The 18596-nt window shown below is 63.5% G+C and carries 19 protein-coding genes and 1 tRNA gene; 5 read left to right on the top strand and 15 right to left on the bottom strand.

Going from position 1 to position 18596, the window contains the following annotated elements:
- Positions 1-84 precede the first annotated feature (84 nt).
- The 15 genes from IM737_RS14235 to aroA all read right to left on the bottom strand — a co-directional run bounded on the left by IM737_RS14235 (position 85) and on the right by aroA (position 14346).
- Positions 85-2592, bottom strand: coding sequence for a methyl-accepting chemotaxis protein (locus tag IM737_RS14235; RefSeq protein WP_236894748.1), 2508 nt, complete (start codon positions 2590-2592; stop codon positions 85-87).
- A 106-nt stretch (positions 2593-2698) separates the two neighbouring features.
- On the bottom strand, positions 2699-3676 hold the full coding sequence (accD, locus tag IM737_RS14230; protein WP_236894746.1) for an acetyl-CoA carboxylase, carboxyltransferase subunit beta: 978 nt from the start codon (positions 3674-3676) through the stop codon (positions 2699-2701).
- Between the two features lie 136 nt (positions 3677-3812).
- Positions 3813-4637 (bottom strand): tryptophan synthase subunit alpha, encoded by an 825-nt coding sequence (gene trpA / locus IM737_RS14225; protein ID WP_236894744.1) that lies wholly within the window; start codon positions 4635-4637, stop codon positions 3813-3815.
- A gap of 206 nt (positions 4638-4843) precedes the next feature.
- A complete protein-coding gene (locus tag IM737_RS14220; protein WP_236894742.1) occupies positions 4844-5353 on the bottom strand; it encodes a hypothetical protein in 510 nt (169 codons plus the stop codon).
- 2 nt (positions 5354-5355) lie between these two features.
- Complete coding sequence (gene trpB, locus IM737_RS14215; protein WP_236894735.1) at positions 5356-6573, bottom strand: tryptophan synthase subunit beta; 1218 nt, start codon at positions 6571-6573, stop codon at positions 5356-5358.
- A gap of 156 nt (positions 6574-6729) precedes the next feature.
- Positions 6730-7377 (bottom strand): phosphoribosylanthranilate isomerase, encoded by a 648-nt coding sequence (locus tag IM737_RS14210; protein ID WP_236894733.1) that lies wholly within the window; start codon positions 7375-7377, stop codon positions 6730-6732.
- 8 nt (positions 7378-7385) lie between these two features.
- Positions 7386-7745 (bottom strand): DUF1049 domain-containing protein, encoded by a 360-nt coding sequence (locus IM737_RS14205; protein ID WP_236894731.1) that lies wholly within the window; start codon positions 7743-7745, stop codon positions 7386-7388.
- Between the two features lie 173 nt (positions 7746-7918).
- Positions 7919-8200 carry an integration host factor subunit beta gene (locus tag IM737_RS14200; protein ID WP_035099264.1) on the bottom strand — a complete coding sequence of 94 codons (282 nt, stop codon included), beginning with the start codon at positions 8198-8200 and terminating at the stop codon, positions 7919-7921.
- Between the two features lie 36 nt (positions 8201-8236).
- On the bottom strand, positions 8237-9181 hold the full coding sequence (gene sppA, locus IM737_RS14195) for a signal peptide peptidase SppA (protein WP_236894729.1): 945 nt from the start codon (positions 9179-9181) through the stop codon (positions 8237-8239).
- Between the two features lie 63 nt (positions 9182-9244).
- Positions 9245-9577: a BrnA antitoxin family protein gene (locus IM737_RS14190; protein WP_236894727.1), complete on the bottom strand. Its 333-nt coding sequence runs from the start codon at positions 9575-9577 to the stop codon at positions 9245-9247.
- Positions 9558-9848 carry a BrnT family toxin gene (locus tag IM737_RS14185; RefSeq protein WP_236894725.1) on the bottom strand — a complete coding sequence of 97 codons (291 nt, stop codon included), beginning with the start codon at positions 9846-9848 and terminating at the stop codon, positions 9558-9560. Before IM737_RS14185 ends, IM737_RS14190 begins: the two co-directional genes overlap by 20 nt.
- A gap of 48 nt (positions 9849-9896) precedes the next feature.
- A complete protein-coding gene (locus IM737_RS14180) occupies positions 9897-10388 on the bottom strand; it encodes a GNAT family N-acetyltransferase (RefSeq protein WP_236894723.1) in 492 nt (163 codons plus the stop codon).
- A gap of 76 nt (positions 10389-10464) precedes the next feature.
- A complete protein-coding gene (rpsA, locus tag IM737_RS14175; RefSeq protein WP_236899930.1) occupies positions 10465-12144 on the bottom strand; it encodes a 30S ribosomal protein S1 in 1680 nt (559 codons plus the stop codon).
- 212 nt (positions 12145-12356) lie between these two features.
- Positions 12357-12998, bottom strand: coding sequence for a (d)CMP kinase (cmk, locus tag IM737_RS14170; RefSeq protein ID WP_236894720.1), 642 nt, complete (start codon positions 12996-12998; stop codon positions 12357-12359).
- A 1-nt stretch (position 12999) separates the two neighbouring features.
- On the bottom strand, positions 13000-14346 hold the full coding sequence (gene aroA, locus IM737_RS14165) for a 3-phosphoshikimate 1-carboxyvinyltransferase (RefSeq protein WP_236894717.1): 1347 nt from the start codon (positions 14344-14346) through the stop codon (positions 13000-13002).
- Between the two features lie 190 nt (positions 14347-14536).
- On the opposite strand from aroA, the gene IM737_RS14160 reads away from it, so the two are divergent.
- The 5 genes from IM737_RS14160 (at position 14537) to pncB (ending at position 18484) form a co-directional block, all read left to right on the top strand.
- The gene (locus IM737_RS14160; protein WP_236894715.1) at positions 14537-14941 is read left to right on the top strand and encodes a TIGR02300 family protein; all 405 of its coding nucleotides are present in this window, start codon (positions 14537-14539) and stop codon (positions 14939-14941) included.
- Positions 14942-15081: 140 nt separating this feature from the next.
- Positions 15082-15157: transfer RNA gene (locus IM737_RS14155), tRNA-Ala, on the top strand.
- Between the two features lie 279 nt (positions 15158-15436).
- On the top strand, positions 15437-15676 hold the full coding sequence (locus tag IM737_RS14150; RefSeq protein WP_236894713.1) for a GIY-YIG nuclease family protein: 240 nt from the start codon (positions 15437-15439) through the stop codon (positions 15674-15676).
- 71 nt (positions 15677-15747) lie between these two features.
- Positions 15748-16887, top strand: coding sequence for a winged helix-turn-helix domain-containing protein (locus IM737_RS14145; RefSeq protein ID WP_236894711.1), 1140 nt, complete (start codon positions 15748-15750; stop codon positions 16885-16887).
- A 286-nt stretch (positions 16888-17173) separates the two neighbouring features.
- Positions 17174-18484, top strand: coding sequence for a nicotinate phosphoribosyltransferase (gene pncB, locus IM737_RS14140; RefSeq protein WP_236894709.1), 1311 nt, complete (start codon positions 17174-17176; stop codon positions 18482-18484).
- Positions 18485-18596 lie beyond the last annotated feature (112 nt).

Genomic DNA, 18596 nt, shown 5'->3' with positions numbered 1-18596 from the left:
TGAGGGGGCTGCCCCGATGCCGGTACGTACCCTCCCCCTCATCCGGCGCTGCGCCACCTTCTCCCGCAAGGGGAGAAGGGAGGATCAGAACTCGGCCCAGTCCTTGTCCACTGCGGCATTGCCGCGCTTGAGGTAGCTGCCGGCGACGGCCTTGAGCTTTTCCTGCATGCCGCGGATGCCACCGGCTGGGGCAGCGACCGGGGCGGTTTTGGCGGTTACCGCTCGCACCGGGCTGGCGTCGATGGTGAAGATGTCGACGATGCGGTCGAGTTCGGTGGCCTGGGCCTCGGTCTGCTCGATGGCGGCATTGGTTTGTTCAACCAGAGCGGCGTTGTGCTGGGTCATTTCGTCCATCTGCTGGATGGCGACGTTGACCTCTTCGATGGCGCCGGCCTGTTCGCGGCTGTCGCGCGAGATGGCTTCGAGCGCGGTGGTATTGTCGCGGATGGCGCCCAGCATGCTGGACAGCTTGGTCGCGGCATCGGAGACCAGCCGGCTGCCGCCTTTGACCTCGTTGGCGCTCTGCTCGATCAGCACCTTGACGTCGCGCGATGCATTGGCGGCGGACTGCGCCAGGCGGCGCACTTCGACCGCCACGACGGCAAAGCCCTTGCCGGCGTCGCCGGCACGGGCGGCTTCCACCGAGGCGTTCAGGGCCAGCAGATTGGTCTGGAAGGCGATGTCGTCGATCAGGCCGATGATGTTGGAAATCTTGCTCGACGATGCGGTGATGCGGTCCATGGCCTCGGTGGCCTGGGCCATGACGGCGCCGCCCTCTTCGGCTGTCTTGGAGACAGCCTTGGCCTGGACGCTGGCAGCTTCGGCCTTCTTGGCGTTGTCGATGACCGTCCCAGCCAGCTGTTCCACGGCGGCCGAGGTTTCCTCGATGGTCGCAGCCTGCTTGGTGGTGCGCTCGGAAAGGTCGTTGGCACCTGAGAGAATTTCGCCGGTGGCGGTCTTGAGGGCGCCCGAAGTCGAGCGCAGCTGGCCGACGATCTCGCCCAGCTTTTCGGCCACGGCGTTGGTATCAGTCTTGAGGCGGGCAAAGGCGCCCTCGTAGTCGCCGCGCACCCGGCGCGTCAGGTCGGTATCGGCGAGGGCGGAGAGCACTTCACCGGTTTCACCCAGGCCGCGATCGACCGTTTCGACGAGCGAATTGACCGAGCGGGCCAATGCATTGAGTTCGGCATCGGGGAATTCGGCGCCAACACGCTTGGTGAAATCGCCGGCAATGGCGGCATCGACGACGTCGCCAAAGGCACGCTGCAGGCTGACCATCATGCGGGCACGTTCGGCCTGGTTGGCCAGCACCTGGGCCGCTTCCGCCTCGGTCATCTGGGCGACCTTCTGGCCGTTCTCGCGGAACACTTCGACGGCCCGGGCCATGGCACCCAGCTCGTCGGTGCGAGCGGCGCCGCGCACTTCGACATCGAGATCGCCCTGCGCCAGTGCTTCCATAGTGCCGGTGAGGCGGGTGATCGGCTTGGTGATAGTGCGCGAGAACAGGATGCTGAGGGCGGCGACGACGGCCAGCAGGCCGGCGCCAATCATCAGCATCATGTTGCGCATGTTGACGACTGGCGCGAGGACCTCGTTGGTCGCCATGACGGCCACTGCTGCCCAGGGCTGGCCGCGGGTGGTGATCGGCGCAGCAGCCACCAGCATGTCGGTGGCACGATAGGCCGATGTCTCGCCCTCATTGGGCGTGCCGGCCAGAGCCGTATCGAGCACGGGACCGGAAAGGGGAGTCAGGAGCGCGTCATTGGCTTCGGTGAAGGTGGAATCGCTGCGCAGCAGGCCATCGGGGCCGGCGACCAGCACTTCGCCGGTCTGACCGAGGCCCGTGCGGTCGCCGATGACGGCGTCGAGACGCTCGCTGGGCAGTTGGATGGCGAGCACGCCGACCTTACGGCCCTGTGCGTTGAAAACCGGCTTGGCGAAGAAGCTGGCGGGGAGGCCGGCTGCAGCCTGGTAGGGCGCGAAATCGGCGAAGGCAATATCATCGGGGTTTTCAATGGCCACGGCCTGCTGGAACACCTGGCCCAGGGTGGTGCCCGCGAGCGGGCCGCCTTCGGCGAAGCTGGTGCCAAAATCCTCGGCCTTGTTGACCGAATAGACCATGAAGCCCTTGAGATCGAACAGGTAGAGGTCGCGATAGCCGCGCGCCGTGATCTGGTTGCGGAAGCCTGGATGAAACCGCGTATGGGTGACGTCATAGGTGCCGGTGGTGCCGAGCGTATCGAGCGCCGCCAGATTGTCCTTGTTGGGATTGTCGTCGACGAAGAGTTTCCGCACTTCGGCGGTCGGATCGACCTTGAAGCCAAGCCAGGCGCCGCCGAAATCGCGCAGCGACTGCACGGTCGCTTCCGAGCGGGACGTGGCGACGAGGTCGTCCTGCACCGATTTGAGATAGGTGGTGACGGCCGCAGCGCGTTCGGTCGCGAGCATGACCAAGTTGGTCTCGGCCGACGTGCGCAAAGCCTGGCTGCCGATCATATAGCTGGCCGTGCCCACGCCCAAGCTCACCAGCAGGGCAGACCCGAGCAGAGCAAGCGGCAGCTTGCGGGCGATCGGCATCGAGAATTTGAACACGGACGGGCCCCTCTTGCGGCAGTGCCGTGTGGCCGGTGTTAATTCACTGGCACAGCACGACTTTGCGCAAAAATACGCCCAACGTCCTTAAGTGTGGGTAAAGACCCTACTCGGCATGCGCGGCGGAGGGTGCCGACAGATCCGCATCATCGCCTTCTGCCGCCACAGCCGCATCGCGCAGGCTGGAGCGCGAAACGGTCGGCGAAGCCGAGGCCGCAAGCGCGCCTGTCGATTCGCTTTTGGTCAGGATCGCCGCCAGCGAACCGATGGTCGAGCGCAAGTTGTGGCGGTGGACCACCATATCGACCATGCCGTGCTCGTAGAGATATTCCGAGCGCTGGAAGCCCTTGGGCAGCTTTTCGCGAATGGTCTGCTCGATGACGCGGGCGCCGGCAAAGCCGATCTGCGCACCGGGCTCGGCCAGGTGGACATCGCCGAGCATGGCATAGGAAGCGGTTACCCCGCCGGTGGTGGGGTTGGTCAGCACCACGAAGAACGGCAGGCCCGCTTCACGCAGGCGCAGGACGGCCACGGTGGTGCGCGGCATCTGCATCAGGCTCAGGACGCCTTCTTGCATGCGGGCGCCGCCCGAAGCGACGAACAGCACGAAGGGCGTCTTGCGGTTGGCAGCGGTTTCGAGGCCGGTGATGATGCCCTGTCCGGCTGCCATTCCGAGCGAGCCGCCCATGAAGTCGAAATCCTGCACGGCGACGGTGATGTCGCGCTGAAACAGCTTGCCGGTGGCAACGATCACGGCGTCGTCATAGCCGGTCTTGGCGCGATTTTCCTTGAGGCGGTCGGTATAGCGCTTCTGATCGCGGAATTTCAGCGGATCGACGGCGACCGACGGCACGGCAACCAGCTTGTATTCGCCCTCGTCGAGGAAGGTCTTGAGCCGGTCGGCCGGCTTGATCTTCATGTGGTAGCCCGAATTGGGCACGACCCACTGATTGGCCTCGAGATCGCGATAGAACACCATCTCGCCGGATTCAGGGTCCTTGACCCAGAGATTTTCCGCGATTTCGGGGCGCTGGCCCAGCATCGAGCGGATTTTCGGGCGGACGAAGTTATCGATCCAGTTCATGGCGGCCTCGTTGGGGACTTTGACGTCACCTAAGCTGTGATTGTGGCAATTGTTATCAGGGTGGGGCGGAGAGGGCAAAGGGCGCGGCGACAGTACCCCCACCTAACCTCCCCAGAAGGGGGAGGGACAGATCGTGTCAGCCCCGCGCCCGCTTCACGCCAGCGAAGATGTCGGCGACCAGGTCGCGTACGGCGCTGACCGTCTTGTCGGTGGCCTTGCCATCGACCAGCGTCTTGGCGACAGCATCGACCAGAACGGTGCCGACAACGACGCCGTCGGCATATTTGCCGATCTCTTCGGCATCCTGGGCGGTCTTGATGCCGAAGCCGACGGCAACGGGCAGATCGGTGTGCTTCTTGATGCGCTGGACGGCATCGCCCACGGCAGCGCGCGACTTGATGGCGGCGCCGGTAATGCCGGTCATCGACACGTAGTAGACAAAGCCCGAGGTGTTGTTGAGCACAGCGGGCAGGCGCTTGTCGTCGGTGGTGGGGGTGGTCAGGCGGATGAAGTTGATGCCGGCTTTGAGTGCCGGGATGCAGAGTTCGGCATCTTCCTCGGGCGGCAGATCGACGATGATCAGGCCGTCGACCCCGGCGGCGTTGGCCGCTTCCAGGAATTTGTCGACGCCGAAAATGTAGATCGGGTTGTAGTAACCCATCAGCACGATGGGCGTGTGCTCATCCTTGCGGCGAAAGTCCTCCACCATGCCGAGGACGCCGCGCAGAGTCTGGCCCGAGGCGAGGGCGCGTTGGCCGCCGAGCTGGATGGCGACACCATCGGCCATCGGATCGGAAAAGGGCATGCCCAGCTCGATAATGTCGGCGCCGGCCTGCGGCAGGGCTTCAAGGATCGCCTGGCCAGTGGCAAGGTCGGGATCGCCGGCCATGACGAATGTAACGAAGGCCGGACGGCCCTCGGCCTTGACCGCGGCAAAGCGCGCTTCGATGCGAGACGACATAAGCGGGTTTCCCATTTTCCGGTCTGGGGTTTAGGGGGGCGAGGGGGATGGAGTCAATCATCCGTGGTGCCACGCCCTCGTGGTTCGAGGCGCTGAAGAAGCGCACCTCACCATGAGGGCTGTTGTTGGCTTGGAGTATCAGTAGTCCTCATGGTGAGGTGCGAGCCCTTCGCGAGCCTCGAACCACGAGGGCGTGGCGCGATTGCCTAGCGTTCCTCGCATTCGCTCAGCACGGCGCCGATGGAAATCGGGGCGCTGTCGTTGGGGAAGCTGGCATGGGCCAGCTCTTCGGTCCCGACGCGGTAGCTGACCTGGATCGAGGTTTCGGCGCCCAGCACATATTCGACCAGGCCCATCGCCTCGTCGGCGCTGAGGCGCAGGCGGATGGTGGGGCCGCTGCCGGAATCGAAGCTCTCGGCGGTGGTCGGAATCGGGTCGTATTCGCCACCATCGGCGGCGACCGAGATCGGCACGGACATGTCGGCCAGCTTGGTTTCCGCCGTGATCGGCAGGCCGGTCTCGAAGGTCGCGGTCAGGCCATCGGGCATGCAGGCAATGCTGAGCGCGGGATCCTGCTTCTCGAGGGCCACACGGGCACCCTTGCCGATGCGGGCGCCCGTCGCCACGTCGCGGGCCACAAAGGTCATCCAGGCATGAGCCGGCACAGCACCCATGAGCAGCAGGCCGGCGACAAGTGCAGCGCGGCCGGTGCGCATGGCTAGAGCAGACCCAGCAGATTGCCGATGGTCTCGACGTCCTTGTCGCCGCGACCGGAGAGGCACAGCACGATGGACTGGTCCTTGCCCATTGATGGCGCCAGCTTCATCACCTGTGCCAGGCCGTGCGCCGATTCCAGCGCCGGAATGATGCCCTCCATGCGGGTCAGCAACTGGAACGCCTCGACGGCTTCGCCGTCGGTAATCGGCGCATAGGTGACGCGCTTGCTGTCATGCAGGAAGGAGTGCTCGGGGCCGACGCCGGGATAGTCGAGACCGGCGGAGATGGAGTGGCCTTCGAGAATCTGCCCGTCCTTGTCCTGCAGCAGGTAGGTGCGGTTGCCATGCAGCACGCCGGGGCGACCGCCGGTCATCGAGGCGGCATGGCCGTTCTCGACATCGATGCCGTGGCCACCGGCCTCGGCGCCGTAGAGCGCGACGGAGGGATCATCGAGGAAAGCATGGAACGTGCCGATGGCGTTGGAGCCGCCGCCGACGCAGGCGACCACCGCGTCGGGCAGCCTGCCCTCTTCAGCCTTGAACTGTTCCTTGAGCTCGGTGCCTATGACGGATTGGAAGTCGCGCACCATTTCCGGATAGGGATGCGGACCGGCGGCGGTGCCGATCAGGTAATAGGTGGTGTCGACATTGGTCACCCAGTCGCGCAAAGCCTCGTTCATGGCATCCTTGAGCGTGCCGGCGCCGGCGGTCACCGGACGGACCTCCGCGCCCAGCATCTTCATGCGCAGCACATTGGGCTTCTGGCGCTCGACGTCGGTGGCGCCCATGAAAATGGTGCAGGGCAGTTCGAACTTGGCGCAGACGGTTGCCGTGGCCACGCCATGCTGGCCGGCGCCGGTTTCGGCGATGACGCGGGTCTTGCCCATGCGCTTGGCCAGCAGGATCTGGCCCAGGCAATTGTTGATCTTGTGGCTGCCGGTATGGTTCAGCTCTTCGCGCTTGAGCCAGACTTTGGCGCCACCCAGATGCTTACTGAGGCGTTCAGCATAGTAGAGCGGGCTGGGGCGGCCGGTATAGTGGATGGCGAGGTGCTTCACCTCGGCCTGGTAGGCCGGATCAACCTTGGCGGCACGGTAGTGCTGCTCGAGATCGAGGATCAGCGGCATCAAGGTTTCGGCGACGAAGCGCCCGCCATAGAGGCCGAAGCGGCCATCTTCGTCCGGGCCGTTGCGCAGGGAGTTGATGCCGGTGGTATCCACGTGTGCCTCAAAATGCTTCGGTGCCTGCACCCTCCCTCCATCGTGGAGGGAAGGCGCGCAGCGCCAAGTGTGGGGTGGCCACGCGAAGCGAATACGGAGCGAGCCGCACCCGACCCGGTCGGGCCGCCCTCCCCGCATGGGGAGGGAGAATGAAGACTATACGGCGGCGCGGGCGTTTCGGATGAATGCCTCGATCAGCCGTTTGTCCTTGACGCCAGGCGCGCTTTCCACCCCGGAGGATACGTCCACCCCTGCGGGGCGCACAGTCCTGATGGCGTCGGCAACGGTCAGCGGCGTCAGGCCACCGGAAAGCATGAAGGGGATAGACGGGTCAAGCGCCTTGAGCAGGGCCCAGTCGAAGGTATCGCCCAATCCGCCCGGCCGGTCGGCGCCCTTGGGCGGCTTGGCATCGAGCAGCACGCGGTCGACCACGTCGAGAAAATCGGCGACATGGGCCACGTCTTCAGCCGTGCCGATGGGCAGCGCCTTCATGATTTCGACGCCGGCCTCGGCCTTGATGGCCTCGGCGCGATGCGGGGTTTCGGGGCCGTGCAGCTGGATCCAGTCCGGACCAAGCGCCGCGACTTCGGCTACGCAGGAATTATCCGGGTTGACCAGCACCACGCAGGTTTCGATACGGCCGCGGGCCAGCGAGATCAGGTCGCCAAGCTGGTCGATCGACACATGCCGGGGCGAGCGCGAAAAGTGCATGAAGCCCACCATGTCGGCGCCAGCCGCAATGGTCGTTTCCAGCAGTTCAGGGGTCTTGATGCCGCAAATCTTGATAATCAGGGGGTCGGCCATGGCGTCGCTCAACGGAGCTCCAGGATATCGTCGACTTCGCCGACGCCGCTACCGGCGGGGCGCTGGCTCTTGCGCAGGCCTTCGAGCTCACCATTGAGCAGGTGGGCCTCGCGCCGCCAGTGTTTTTCGCGCTTGCGGTGATGACCCTGGGCGAACCACGTCGCAATGCCGCCCAGCAAGACGCCAACGAGCAGCACGACATAGAGCACCACGAACATGGGAACGCCGTAGCCGGGCGTCGTCGCGGTATCGACCGCGGTGAAGGGATTGAAGTTGACCGCCACGAAATGGCGGTTCGCCAGGGCGAAGACGATCAGCGCCACCGAAAGTGGCACCAGCACCAGCCAGCCGACTATTCTATTGACCATCAGTCGCCTTAGCTTGTGTGGACGGTTGGGTGATGACGGGCTGCAAATGCCAGTTTCCTGCGCTTCCGGTGCTCACGTACAACAGTACGCTCCGCTCCGGTTCTCGAAAACCACCATTTTCGCCTCGTCTTGACCCAACCGTCCACACAATCTGGTCCGTTGGGCTTTGCCCGTTACGAACGGTTGAGCCGCTCGCGGATTTCCTTGCCGGCCTTGAACTGGGGAACATACTTTTCGCCCACATCAACCTGCTCGCCTGTCCGCGGGTTCCGTCCCACGCGGGCCGGGCGGTTCTTCACCGAAAAAGCGCCGAAGCCGCGCAGTTCGACGCGGTCACCCCGGGCCATCGCATCCCCGATCTCGTCGAGGATGGCATTGACGATATTTTCGATATCGCGCTGGAACAGATGTGGATTTTCCGCCGCGAGCTTCTCGACGAGTTCCGACTTGATCATCCCTGGCTCCAGTTGGCAGGCCGCCGCCTCATTGGATCACGAGGCCGAGCCAACCTGCCAAAGCGAAACCAGCCCGTCAAGCGTGATGGGGCCATCGAGCAAACCGAGTGCGGCGCGGGCCTGGCCATTGAGGAAGGTTCCAAGAAGGTCAAAGCCTTGTTCCGGACGTGGCCAGACGGTTCTGACGTCGAGATCGAGCGCCACCTCACGCTCGGCCTCGAGCCAGGCAATGGCCTCGAGCTCACCGCCGATTTCGTCGATCAGGCCGCTTTCGACGCCGACGCGGCCGGTTACGATGCGGCCATCGGCCAAAGCCAGCGTGGCCGTGCGGTCCATGCCGCGCCGTTCGGCGACGATATCGACGAACCACTGGAAGCTGTCATCGACCAGGGCCGCAATCGAGGCGCGCGGGGCGCCCTCCATCGGCTCGTCGAAATCGGGCTCGGCCTTGAGCGGGCCGGAGGCCACCTTGTCGAGGTCGACGCCGATGGTTTCGAGCAGCTTGCCGGCGTTGACGTGCTGATAGAGCACGCCGATCGAGCCGACGATGGAGAGGCGCCGGGCAAAGATGCGGTCGGTGGCAATGGCTGTCATGTAGGCCGCCGATGCACCCAGCTCCTTGATCACGGCGACGGTAGGCTTGGCGGCGCGCAGCTGGCCGAGGGCCTCGTAGAGCTCCTCGCCACCAGCCGTGGTGCCGCCGGGTGAATTGATGGCGATGATGACGGCCTTGACGCTGTCATCTTCGGCCAGAGCCTCGATCTCGGCCAGCCGCGCCGGATCGGTGGCGATGGTGCCATCGATGACCAGCCGGGCAATATGGTCGCTAACGGGCGCCTCGGGCAGCGCAAAGCGACCCAGGCCCACAGTGACGGCGATCGCCAGCGCGATGAAGGCCAGCAGGCGCCAGAGCCCGCGCGACTTGCGGTAAGAATAGGCGGCGATGGTGGCGTGGGAGTCGGACGTGCGCTGGTCGGTCATGACGGCCTCGGCATTCAGGTGAGCGCAGCTAGACCCGCTGTTGCCGGTTTTGGCAAGCCGCGTCTAGCCGGCCTTCTTGGCTGCGCGCTTCTCCTGGGCGACCACATAGGCGCGCAGGGCTTTGTTGATGTCGGTCTGGTAGCCCTTGCCGTTCTTGGCGTGACGCTTGAACCAGTCGAGGATATCGGCGTCGAGGCGAAGCGTGGTCTGCTTCTTCATCAGCCGATACATCATGCCCTGCTTGGCGTTCTTGAAGAACTCGTCATCAAGCTCGGGGATGTCGGAGAAGTCGATCTCGCTGTCGGGCCGATCGGCCAAGGCGTTCATACGCTCGATCTGCTCGGCAGTGAGGGGCCCAGGCACATAGCGAACGAATTTAGGACTCTCGTCGTTCATAAAGCTTCCTTTCTACCCTTGATGCCGGTCGCGCCGAGATGATCCTGACAATCAGGTCTCCGCCAGAAATCTGCCGCCTCGTATGCACCACCAGCAAAATCGCCGCCGGGCCAAAGTGACCAATGGTCTTGAAACGCTCTTCCCCGTCGACCGTTCTCGCCGGCAGGGTCAGTTCGTGTGGATCCCGGAAGACGGTCGCAGCGTCCTCAAAGTAGACGCCATGTTTTACGAGGTTGCGTAACTTCTTATTCTCGTCCCATTCGAATTCCACGCGCAGTCCCCCTCCGCGTTTGTCGCAAATGTAACTACAAATTTGTAACTACACAAGCGGCTTGACCATGAACTTGGCCGCGGCCTCGTAGCTGGTCAGTTTCGCGTCCAGTTCCGGCGCCTTGACGGCGCGGAAGCCATGCTTGTGCCAGAAGGGCAAAGAGCCGTTGACGGCGACGAGGCTGATATTGGCGAAGCCGGCGGCGCGGGCATGGCGCAGGATTTCGCCGACGATCATGGCGGCGGCGCCGGTGCCGCGCGCCTTGGGGAGGATGGCCAGGTCGTGGAGATAGTAGGTGTCGGCATCGTCGGGCAGCGCGCCGAGGAGGGAATTGAGTTCGGGTAGTGCCTTGTAGCGCCAGGGGTGGCTGAGCAGGTAGCCGGCGGGGATGCCGTCGAGCTCGAGCAGGCGCGTGCCATCGGGATAGAGCCGCTGCCGCTCGGCGAAGACAGCAGTGTCCTCGGGAAAGGCCGGATGCACCTGCTCTGCAATGGCTTCCACTGCCGGCAGGTCGAGCGTCGTCAGGGGCCGCCAGTGCATCGCGTGACTCATACTGTTCTTAAAAAGCAAAAGGCCCGCGCTGGGAAGCGCGGGCCTGATGATTGCTGCGACAGAATTACTTCTCGTCGCGGCCCTTGAGCGCAGCGCCCAGGATGTCGCCGAGCGAAGCGCCCGAATCCGACGAACCATAGGCAGCCACGGCTTCCTTTTCTTCGGCGATCTCAAGTGCCTTGATCGACAGCTGGATACGCGCGGTCTTGCGGTCGTACTGGGTGACGCGTGCGTCGACCTTTTCGCCCTTGGAGAAACGCTCCGGGCGCTGGTCGTTGCGGTCGCGGCTGAGATCAGCACGACGGATGAAGGCGGTGAGTTCGCTGTCGGCGATGCGGACTTCAATGCCCCCATCATTGACTTCGATGACCGTACCGGTCACGACGCCACCCTTGCGGATGCCACCGGCTTCGCCAGCATCGCTGCTGCCCGAAGCGCCGGCAGAGGTGCCTTCGCCAGCGGCAAGCTGCTTGATGCCAAGCGAGATGCGTTCCTTTTCGACATCAACATCGAGGACCTTGGCCGAAACCATGTCACCGCGGTTGTAGTCTTCAAGGGCCACTTCGCCCGACTTCTGCCAGTCGAGGTCGCTGAGGTGAACCATGCCGTCCACATCGCCGTCGAGGCCGATGAACAGGCCGAACTCGGTCTTGTTCTTGACTTCGCCTTCGATGACCGAACCAACGGGGAACTTCTCGGCGAAGCTTTCCCATGGGTTCTGCAGGGTCTGCTTGAGACCGAGCGAGATACGGCGCTTGTCCGGATCGACTTCCAGCACGACGACTTCGACTTCCTGGGAGGTCGAGACGATCTTGCCGGGATGGACGTTCTTCTTGGTCCAGCTCATTTCGGAGACGTGGATCAGGCCTTCGATGCCGGGCTCGAGTTCAACAAAAGCACCGTAGTCGGTGATGTTGGTGACGCGGCCGGTGAACTTGGCTTCAATCGGATACTTGGCTTCGATGCCATCCCATGGATCAGCCTGAAGCTGCTTCATGCCCAGCGAGATACGGTGGCTCTCGTGGTTGATGCGCACGATCTGGACCTTGATGGTCTCGCCGATCGTCAGCACTTCGGATGGGTGGTTCACACGACGCCATGCGATGTCGGTGACGTGCAGCAGGCCGTCAATGCCGCCGAGATCAACGAACGCACCGTAATCGGTGATGTTCTTGACCACGCCGTCGACAACCTGGCCCTCTTCGAGCTGCTGGACGATTTCCGAACGCTGTTCCGCGCGGGACTCTTCGAGGATAGCGCGACGCGAGACAACGATGTTGCCGCGACGCTTGTCCATCTTCAGAATCTGGAACGGCTGCAGCACGTTCATGAGCGGCGCGATATCGCGGATCGGACGGATGTCCACCTGCGAACGCGGCAGGAAGGCGATGGCGCCTTCGAGGTCGACCGTGAAGCCGCCCTTGACCTGGTTGAAGATGGTGCCTTCAACGCGCTCGTTGTTGTTGTACATGACTTCGAGCTTGACCCAGCTCTCTTCACGACGGGCCTTCTCGCGCGACAGCACGGCTTCGCCGGCAGCGTTTTCGACGCGGTCGACATAGACCTCGACGATCGAGCCAACCTTGATGGTGCCGTCACGGCCAGCCTGGCCGAATTCCTTGAGGGCGATACGACCCTCGGTCTTGAGACCGACGTCGATGATCGCCAGGTCCTTTTCGATCGCAACGACAGTGCCCTTGACGACGGCACCCTCTAGCGGCTCGTTGTCGACAAACGAGTCCATCAACAGCGATTCAAAGTCTTCTTTCGTCACAGTTTGCTGTGCCAAATATCTTCTCCGTTGCACCGGTGGTTGAGGTGAAACCGGGGCCCGCCATCTCGCAAAACGAGTATGCCGGCGCGCGAGCGCCCGATCGAACGTTGATTTGAGATTGTTCCCGGCAGCGACGCTGGGTGATCACCGGGACGACGAACACCCAAGGTTGGATTTGAGGCTTATTCAGCCCCTGCCTTGAGCGCCATGGTCCGATCGACGATCGCGACGGCTGCGCGGAGTGCGGCCTCTATATCGAGAAGCGTGGTGTCGAGCAAGTGCGCGTCATCGGCTTTATAGAAACCGCCATGGGGATTGGCCATGTCACGGGCGTCCCGTTCTTCAATCTGGTGATAGAGGGCGTAGCGATCAACCACCTGACCGCGCGCTTCGAGTTGGCGGGCGCGGCGTTCCATGCGGGCCTTGCTGTCGGCCTGGATGAAGAGCTTTACATCAGCCTCGGGCGCGATGACGGTGCCAATATCGCGGCCGTCGAGCACGGCGCCACCGTCCTGGCCGGCGAATTCGCGCTGGTAGTCGAACAGAGCATGGCGCACCGCGCCGATCACGGCCACCTTGCTGGCGAGGTTGCCGATCTTGCTCGACAACAGGAATTCCGGCTCGATGTCGTTTTCATCGAGCGTCTGCGCCGCCGCGATGGCGCGCTGCTCGAATTCGGGGTCGTTTTCATATTGCTCGACGGCGCGCCCGACGGCTCGATAGAGCAGTCCGGTATCGAGATAGGGCAAGTTGTAGTGACGGGCGAGGCCCGAGGCCAGCGTACCCTTGCCCGACGCGGCAGGTCCATCCACGGCAATGATCATGTCAGCGTCCCTTCATCGGCGGGAAGCGCCCGCCCGCTGCGGTCATCGCCGCCACGAAATCCGGATAGACCGTTTCGATCGCCCCGGCATCGTCTACCGTCACCTTGTGCCGGCTGGCCAGCCCCAGCACCAGAAATGCCATGGCCACCGCGGCATCGCCGCGCGTCACGACCGTTCCTCCACCATCGACCTTGCCATTGCCTGATATGACGAGGCTGTCCTCGCCCTCGGTAACGCTGACCTTGTTGGAGGCAAGCCCGGCTGCGATGGTCGCCAGGCGGTCGCTCTCGCCCTGCCGCAGACTGGCCAAACCCTCGATCCGCGTCTCGCCGACGGCAAAGGCGGCGGCGACGGCCAGAACGGCAATATCGTCGATCATGGCGGCAGCATGGGCCGCGTCGATGCGCACGCCCTTCATCCGTGACGAACGCACCCGCAGGTCCGCCACATGTTCGCCGCCCATTTCACGCTGGTTGAGGAACTGGATGTCACCGCCCATTTCGAGCAGCGTATCGACAAGCCCGGATCGCAAAGGATTGGCCAGAACGTTCTCGACCACAAGGTCCGATCCCGGTGTGACCAGTGCCGCGACGACACCATAGGCTGCTGCAGACGGATCGCCAGGCACGACCAGCCGCCGGGGCGGCGTCAGGGGGCTGCGGCCAGCCAGGGTGATGGTCACGCCGCCGGTTTCGTCTGGTGTCACCGTGATGGCGGCGCCAAAGCTCGCCAGCAGCTTTTCGGTATGGTCGCGCGTGGCCACGCTTTCGCGGATCGTGCTGGTTCCCGATATCTGCAGGCCCGCCAGCAGCAGTGCCGACTTGATCGCCTCGCTGGCCGCCGTCTGCCGAACCGGCAGCGGCAGGCTCGACCCGCGGAAGGTCAGCGGCAGCCGGCCGTCGCGCGCATCAACTTCGCGCGCACCGGTCGCGCCGAGCGCTTCGAGCAGGCCATGCATCGGCTGCTGCATCAGGGTCGGTCCCCCGATCAGCCGGCTGGTGAAATCATAGGGCGCCGCCAGACCCAGCACGAGCGGCACGGCCGCGCCCCAGTTGCCGAAGTCCATGGGACCGCGCGGTTCGAGCAGGCCGCCGACGCCCAGCCCGTGCACCTGCCAGGTGCCGTCCTGGCCCTCGATGCGCACGCCGAGCTGCCGCAGGGCCGCTACGGTGGCCCGGATATCGGCGCTTTCAGGCACCCCTTCGAGGCTGGTGCGCCCGACTGTAAGCGCTGCCACGCACAGCACCCGGTGCGCGATCGATCGGTCGCCTGGCGTGACCATACGGCCGGTCAGCGGATCGGCGCCGTGGCTGGCAAGGGGCGTGTGGTTTGCGTCTGGCTCGGTCATTTCGGCTCGGGTCTGGACGGACCGGGCTTAACACGGTCGCCGACCCGATTGCCACCACCCCGGTTGCAGCAAGGGCCAGCTCTCCACATTTTCGGTTTGACAGGGGCCAGGTTTGCCCATAACCGGACTGACCGAACCGGGGCAGGTTCGATGTTTTCCGCCCCGACAAACCCTTTCCACGAGGAACACGATGGCCAGTTCCGAACGCGGCACCAAGCGGACCGATCCCGAGACCGGGAAGAAGTTCTACGACCTTAACCTGGATCCGATCGTCTCGCCCTATACCGGCAAGAGCTATCCGCGCTCCTATTTCGAAGCTGTGCTGACCGGCAAGGCGGCGGCTGTTGCCGCTCGCGCCAAGGCGGAAGATGAGGAAGAGGAAGTCGAAGAGGAGGTCGAGGACGTCGCGGCCCCCGAAATCGTCTCGCTCGAGGATGCCGATGCCGAGGAAGCCGGCGACGAGGAAATCCCGGAGACCGAGGATGTCGAAGTCGACGAGGAGCTCGGCGACGATGACGCCGACGTGTTCCTCGAAGAGGACGAAGACGAGGACGACGAGCTGGGCTTTGACGTCGGCGGCGACGAAGACCGTTGATTCTGCATGATTTTTTTGTCGGCTGACACAGTCAGCCGGCCAAAGAAAAAAGTGTCATTTAGGCACTTGCGTGGTGGGGGATCATCCAATAGGTTCCGCCTCGCTTCGGACGGCTTAGGCTCCGAAACACCCAATGGAATGGGGCCATAGCTCAGCTGGGAGAGCGCTTGCATGGCATGCAAGAGGTCAGCGGTTCGATCCCGCTTGGCTCCACCAGCCTTCGCTGCTCCGCAGCTTCGGCTCGGCAAGCCCTAGTGGCTAAGCTGAATGTTTGCGGACATAACAGGCGAAGGCTGTCGCGTCGGAGTTGCTCTGGCAACGGAGACGGACCGATCTTCCAGTAGCTTCGGCTTGGCAAGCCCTCGGGGCTAAGCCGAATGTTTGCGGACATGACAGGCGAAGGCTGCCGCGTCGGAGTTGCGTTTGCAACGGAGACGGACTGATTGTCCCACAGACTCGATTTGACCCTGCCCGATGTCCGGTTAAGCTCCGGTCATGCAATACGTCTATATACTCCGCAGTTTATCCGACCCAGAGCGTCATTACGTCGGCACCACTGCCGATCTGAAGGCGCGTTTGGCCAAGCACAATGAAGGTGGGGTCGCCCACACCTCGAAGTATGGCCCCTGGAGGATCAAGACCTACCTTGCCTTTGACGATGAAGCGCAGGCGTTCGGGTTTGAGACCTACCTGAAGACGGGCTCCGGGCGGGCCTTTGCGAAGAAGCGGCTATGAGCAGCTGCTGACAAGAATTGACGCTTCTCCGGGGCTCCCTTCGTGGGTATTCCGAAAGATCAGGTTCCGTCTTGCCCAAAGCTCCCATCGTCCTCGAATCCATCCGCGCCCGCCACCTCTGGATCCGCGCCCAACGGCTCGACACGGCCGCGCCGTTTGGCGATGCGCCTGAGGCGACGCAGGCTGCCATTGCCCATCTGGGCTATGTGCAGATCGACACCATCAACGTCATCGAGCGCTGCCATCACCACATCCTGTGGTCGCGTATCCCTGGTTATCGACGCGCCCACCTGGTCCAGGCACAAGCGGCGGACAAATCGGTGTTTGAATATTGGACACATGCGCTGAGTTATGTGCCATCAGCCGATCTGCCGTTCTTCCTGCCCGCGATGAAACTGTATCGCGAGACGCCCAGCCGCTGGTTCGGCTCGGTGACGCCGGACGAGGTGCGCAAGATGACGAGGCGCCTCAAGACGGAGGGACCGCTGTCCATCCGCGATATCGGCGACGATGAACTGGTCGACAAGACCCATCTCTGGGGCAGCCGCAAGCCGAGCAAGCGGGTACTCGAAATGATGTTCTTCCAGGGGCTGGTGACGGTCTCGGCGCGGCAGGGCATGCTCAAGACCTATGACCTGATGGGACGCCACTTCGCGACCCTGCCTAAGCCGGCCACCGAGCGACAGGTCATCGCCTATAAGCTCGACCGCGCCTTGCGCAGCCAGGGCGTGGTGAGTCTGGATTCCATCTGCCATCTGGATGCGCCGAGCAAGAAGGCGGTCAAGGAACTGATCGACAGCCGCGTGCGCCGCAGGCTGCTGATGCCGGTGACGATAGAGGGGGCGGAAAAGGTGCCGCATTGGGCGGCGCCGGAGACGCTTGAGGCGACAGCCGGCGAGCCACCTGATCTGGTGCATATCCTGTCGCCGTTCGATCCACTGATCATCCAGCGCAAGCGGCTCAAGTTCTTCTTCGGCTATGAGCACATTTTCGAAGCCTATGTGCCGGCGGCAAAGCGCCAGCTCGGCTATTTCGCCCTGCCGGTGCTGATGGGCGACCGCATCGTGGCGGCGCTTGATCTGAAGACGGACCGGGCCGCTGGCAAGCTGCTGGTGCAGAAGCGGACGGATTTCGCCGAGGTGGGGGCCGAAGGGCAGATGGCGATCGATGAGGCGCTGGGGCGGTTCGAGCGGTTCCAGCTGGGGGATTAAGGTGCCACGCCTCGTGGTTCGAGGGTCGCTGCGCTCCCGCCTCACCATGAGGCTACTGGGAGCTCGATTCCATAGTAGCCCTCATGGTGAGGTGCGAGTTCTTCACGAGCCTCGAACCACGAGGGCGTGGCGCCGAGCGGTTCCGCCGCTCACCGCCATTCGGTCACAGTTCTCATGGCCCTTTCACCTGAAATTGCTCCACTGGAGCAATTCGCCTTTGTCCGGTTCGAAGCTTTCCATCCTACCAATGCCGCGCTAAAAGCCTTGCCGCGAGTTGGAGACACCCATGGCGACCTATACCGATATTGCCCGGCGGGTGTACGACCACACCTGGAAGCTCGACCCGATCGTGCGGAGCCTGCTCGATACCGATTTCTATAAACTGCTGATGCTGCAGATGATCTGGGGGCTCTACCCCAAGGTCGATGCCACGTTCTCGCTGATCAATCGCACCAAGTCGGTCAAGCTCGCCAACGAGATCGACATCGACGAGTTGCGAGCGCAGCTCGATCATGCCCGGACGCTGCGCTTCACCAAGAAGGAAATGATCTGGCTGGCCGGTAACAGCTTTTATGGCTCCAAGCAGATTTTCGAGCCGGCCTTTCTCAAATGGCTCGAAACATTCAGCCTGCCGGAATATTCGCTCGAGAAGCGCAACGGCCAGTTCGTGCTCGAATTCCCCGGCCTGTGGCTCGAAACCTCGATGTGGGAAATTCCGGCGCTCGCCATCATCAATGAACTGCGTGGTCGCGCCGCGATGAAGCATTATGGGCCGTTTACGCTCGACGTGCTCTATGCCCGCGCCAAAGCCAAGATGTGGGAAAAGGTCGAGCGGCTGCAGAAGCTGCCGGACCTGCGCATCTCCGATTTCGGCACCCGTCGCCGGCATTCGTTCCTATGGCAGCGCTGGTGCGTCGAGGCGCTCAAGGAAGGTATCGGCGAGGCCTTTACCGGCACGTCCAACGTCAAGTTGGCCATGGACAATGATCTCGAAGCGCTGGGCACCAATGCGCATGAGCTGCCGATGGTGCTGGCGGCTCTCGCCAAGACCGATGAGGCGCTGATGGCCGCGCCCTATCAGGTGTTGCAGGATTGGGAGAGCTACTACGGCGGCAACCTCAAGATCGTGCTGCCCGACGCCTTCGGCACGGACAGCTTCCTCAAGCATGCGCCCGACTGGGTGGCCGACTGGACCGGCTTCCGCCCCGATTCTGCTCCCGCCATCGAAGGGGGCGAACGCATCATCGCCTGGTGGAAATCGCGGGGCCGCGATCCGCGCGAGAAGCTCTTGATCTTCTCTGACGGTCTGGACGTCGACATGATCGAGGAGGCCTATATCCACTTCGACGGCAAGGTGCGCATGGCCTTTGGCTGGGGCACCAACCTCACCAACGATTTCGAGGGCTGTGCCCCCGATGGCCCCAATCCGGGGCTCGATCCGATCTCCATCGTGGCCAAGGTGAGTGAGGCCAATGGCCGCCCCGCCGTCAAGCTCAGCGACAATCCGGCCAAGGCGACCGGCGAGCCTGAGGAGATTGCCCGCTACGTCAAGTTGTTCGGCGATGCCGGACGGGTGGAGCACGCCGTCAAGGTGTGATGGCGCTGCCACAGCGCCGGCAAAGCTGTCGCTGTGGAGAACCCGATGCAGCCTTTCGGCGTTAAGGCCTCGGGAACATCCGCGCGCTAGCTTTCGCTCCGGGGGCTCCCTC

It is taken from the genome of Devosia sp. SL43, from assembly GCF_021729885.1.
Lineage (GTDB): Bacteria > Pseudomonadota > Alphaproteobacteria > Rhizobiales > Devosiaceae > Devosia.
This window is presented reverse-complemented; position numbering and strand designations above follow the sequence as displayed.

Coding starts and splice junctions, on each gene's coding strand:
- accD (WP_236894746.1), bottom strand. CDS start 3,676: ATGAACTGGATCGATAACTTCGTCCGCCCGAAAATCCGCTCGATGCTG.
- trpA (WP_236894744.1), bottom strand. CDS start 4,637: ATGTCGTCTCGCATCGAAGCGCGCTTTGCCGCGGTCAAGGCCGAGGGC.
- IM737_RS14220 (WP_236894742.1), bottom strand. CDS start 5,353: ATGCGCACCGGCCGCGCTGCACTTGTCGCCGGCCTGCTGCTCATGGGT.
- IM737_RS14210 (WP_236894733.1), bottom strand. CDS start 7,377: ATGGCCGACCCCCTGATTATCAAGATTTGCGGCATCAAGACCCCTGAA.
- IM737_RS14205 (WP_236894731.1), bottom strand. CDS start 7,745: ATGGTCAATAGAATAGTCGGCTGGCTGGTGCTGGTGCCACTTTCGGTG.
- IM737_RS14200 (WP_035099264.1), bottom strand. CDS start 8,200: ATGATCAAGTCGGAACTCGTCGAGAAGCTCGCGGCGGAAAATCCACAT.
- sppA (WP_236894729.1), bottom strand. CDS start 9,181: ATGACCGACCAGCGCACGTCCGACTCCCACGCCACCATCGCCGCCTAT.
- IM737_RS14190 (WP_236894727.1), bottom strand. CDS start 9,577: ATGAACGACGAGAGTCCTAAATTCGTTCGCTATGTGCCTGGGCCCCTC.
- IM737_RS14180 (WP_236894723.1), bottom strand. CDS start 10,388: ATGCACTGGCGGCCCCTGACGACGCTCGACCTGCCGGCAGTGGAAGCC.
- rpsA (WP_236899930.1), bottom strand. CDS start 12,144: ATGGACTCGTTTGTCGACAACGAGCCGCTAGAGGGTGCCGTCGTCAAG.
- cmk (WP_236894720.1), bottom strand. CDS start 12,998: ATGATCATTGCCGTGGATGGACCTGCCGCGTCGGGCAAGGGTACGCTG.
- aroA (WP_236894717.1), bottom strand. CDS start 14,346: ATGACCGAGCCAGACGCAAACCACACGCCCCTTGCCAGCCACGGCGCC.
- IM737_RS14160 (WP_236894715.1), top strand. CDS start 14,537: ATGGCCAGTTCCGAACGCGGCACCAAGCGGACCGATCCCGAGACCGGG.
- IM737_RS14150 (WP_236894713.1), top strand. CDS start 15,437: ATGCAATACGTCTATATACTCCGCAGTTTATCCGACCCAGAGCGTCAT.
- pncB (WP_236894709.1), top strand. CDS start 17,174: ATGGCGACCTATACCGATATTGCCCGGCGGGTGTACGACCACACCTGG.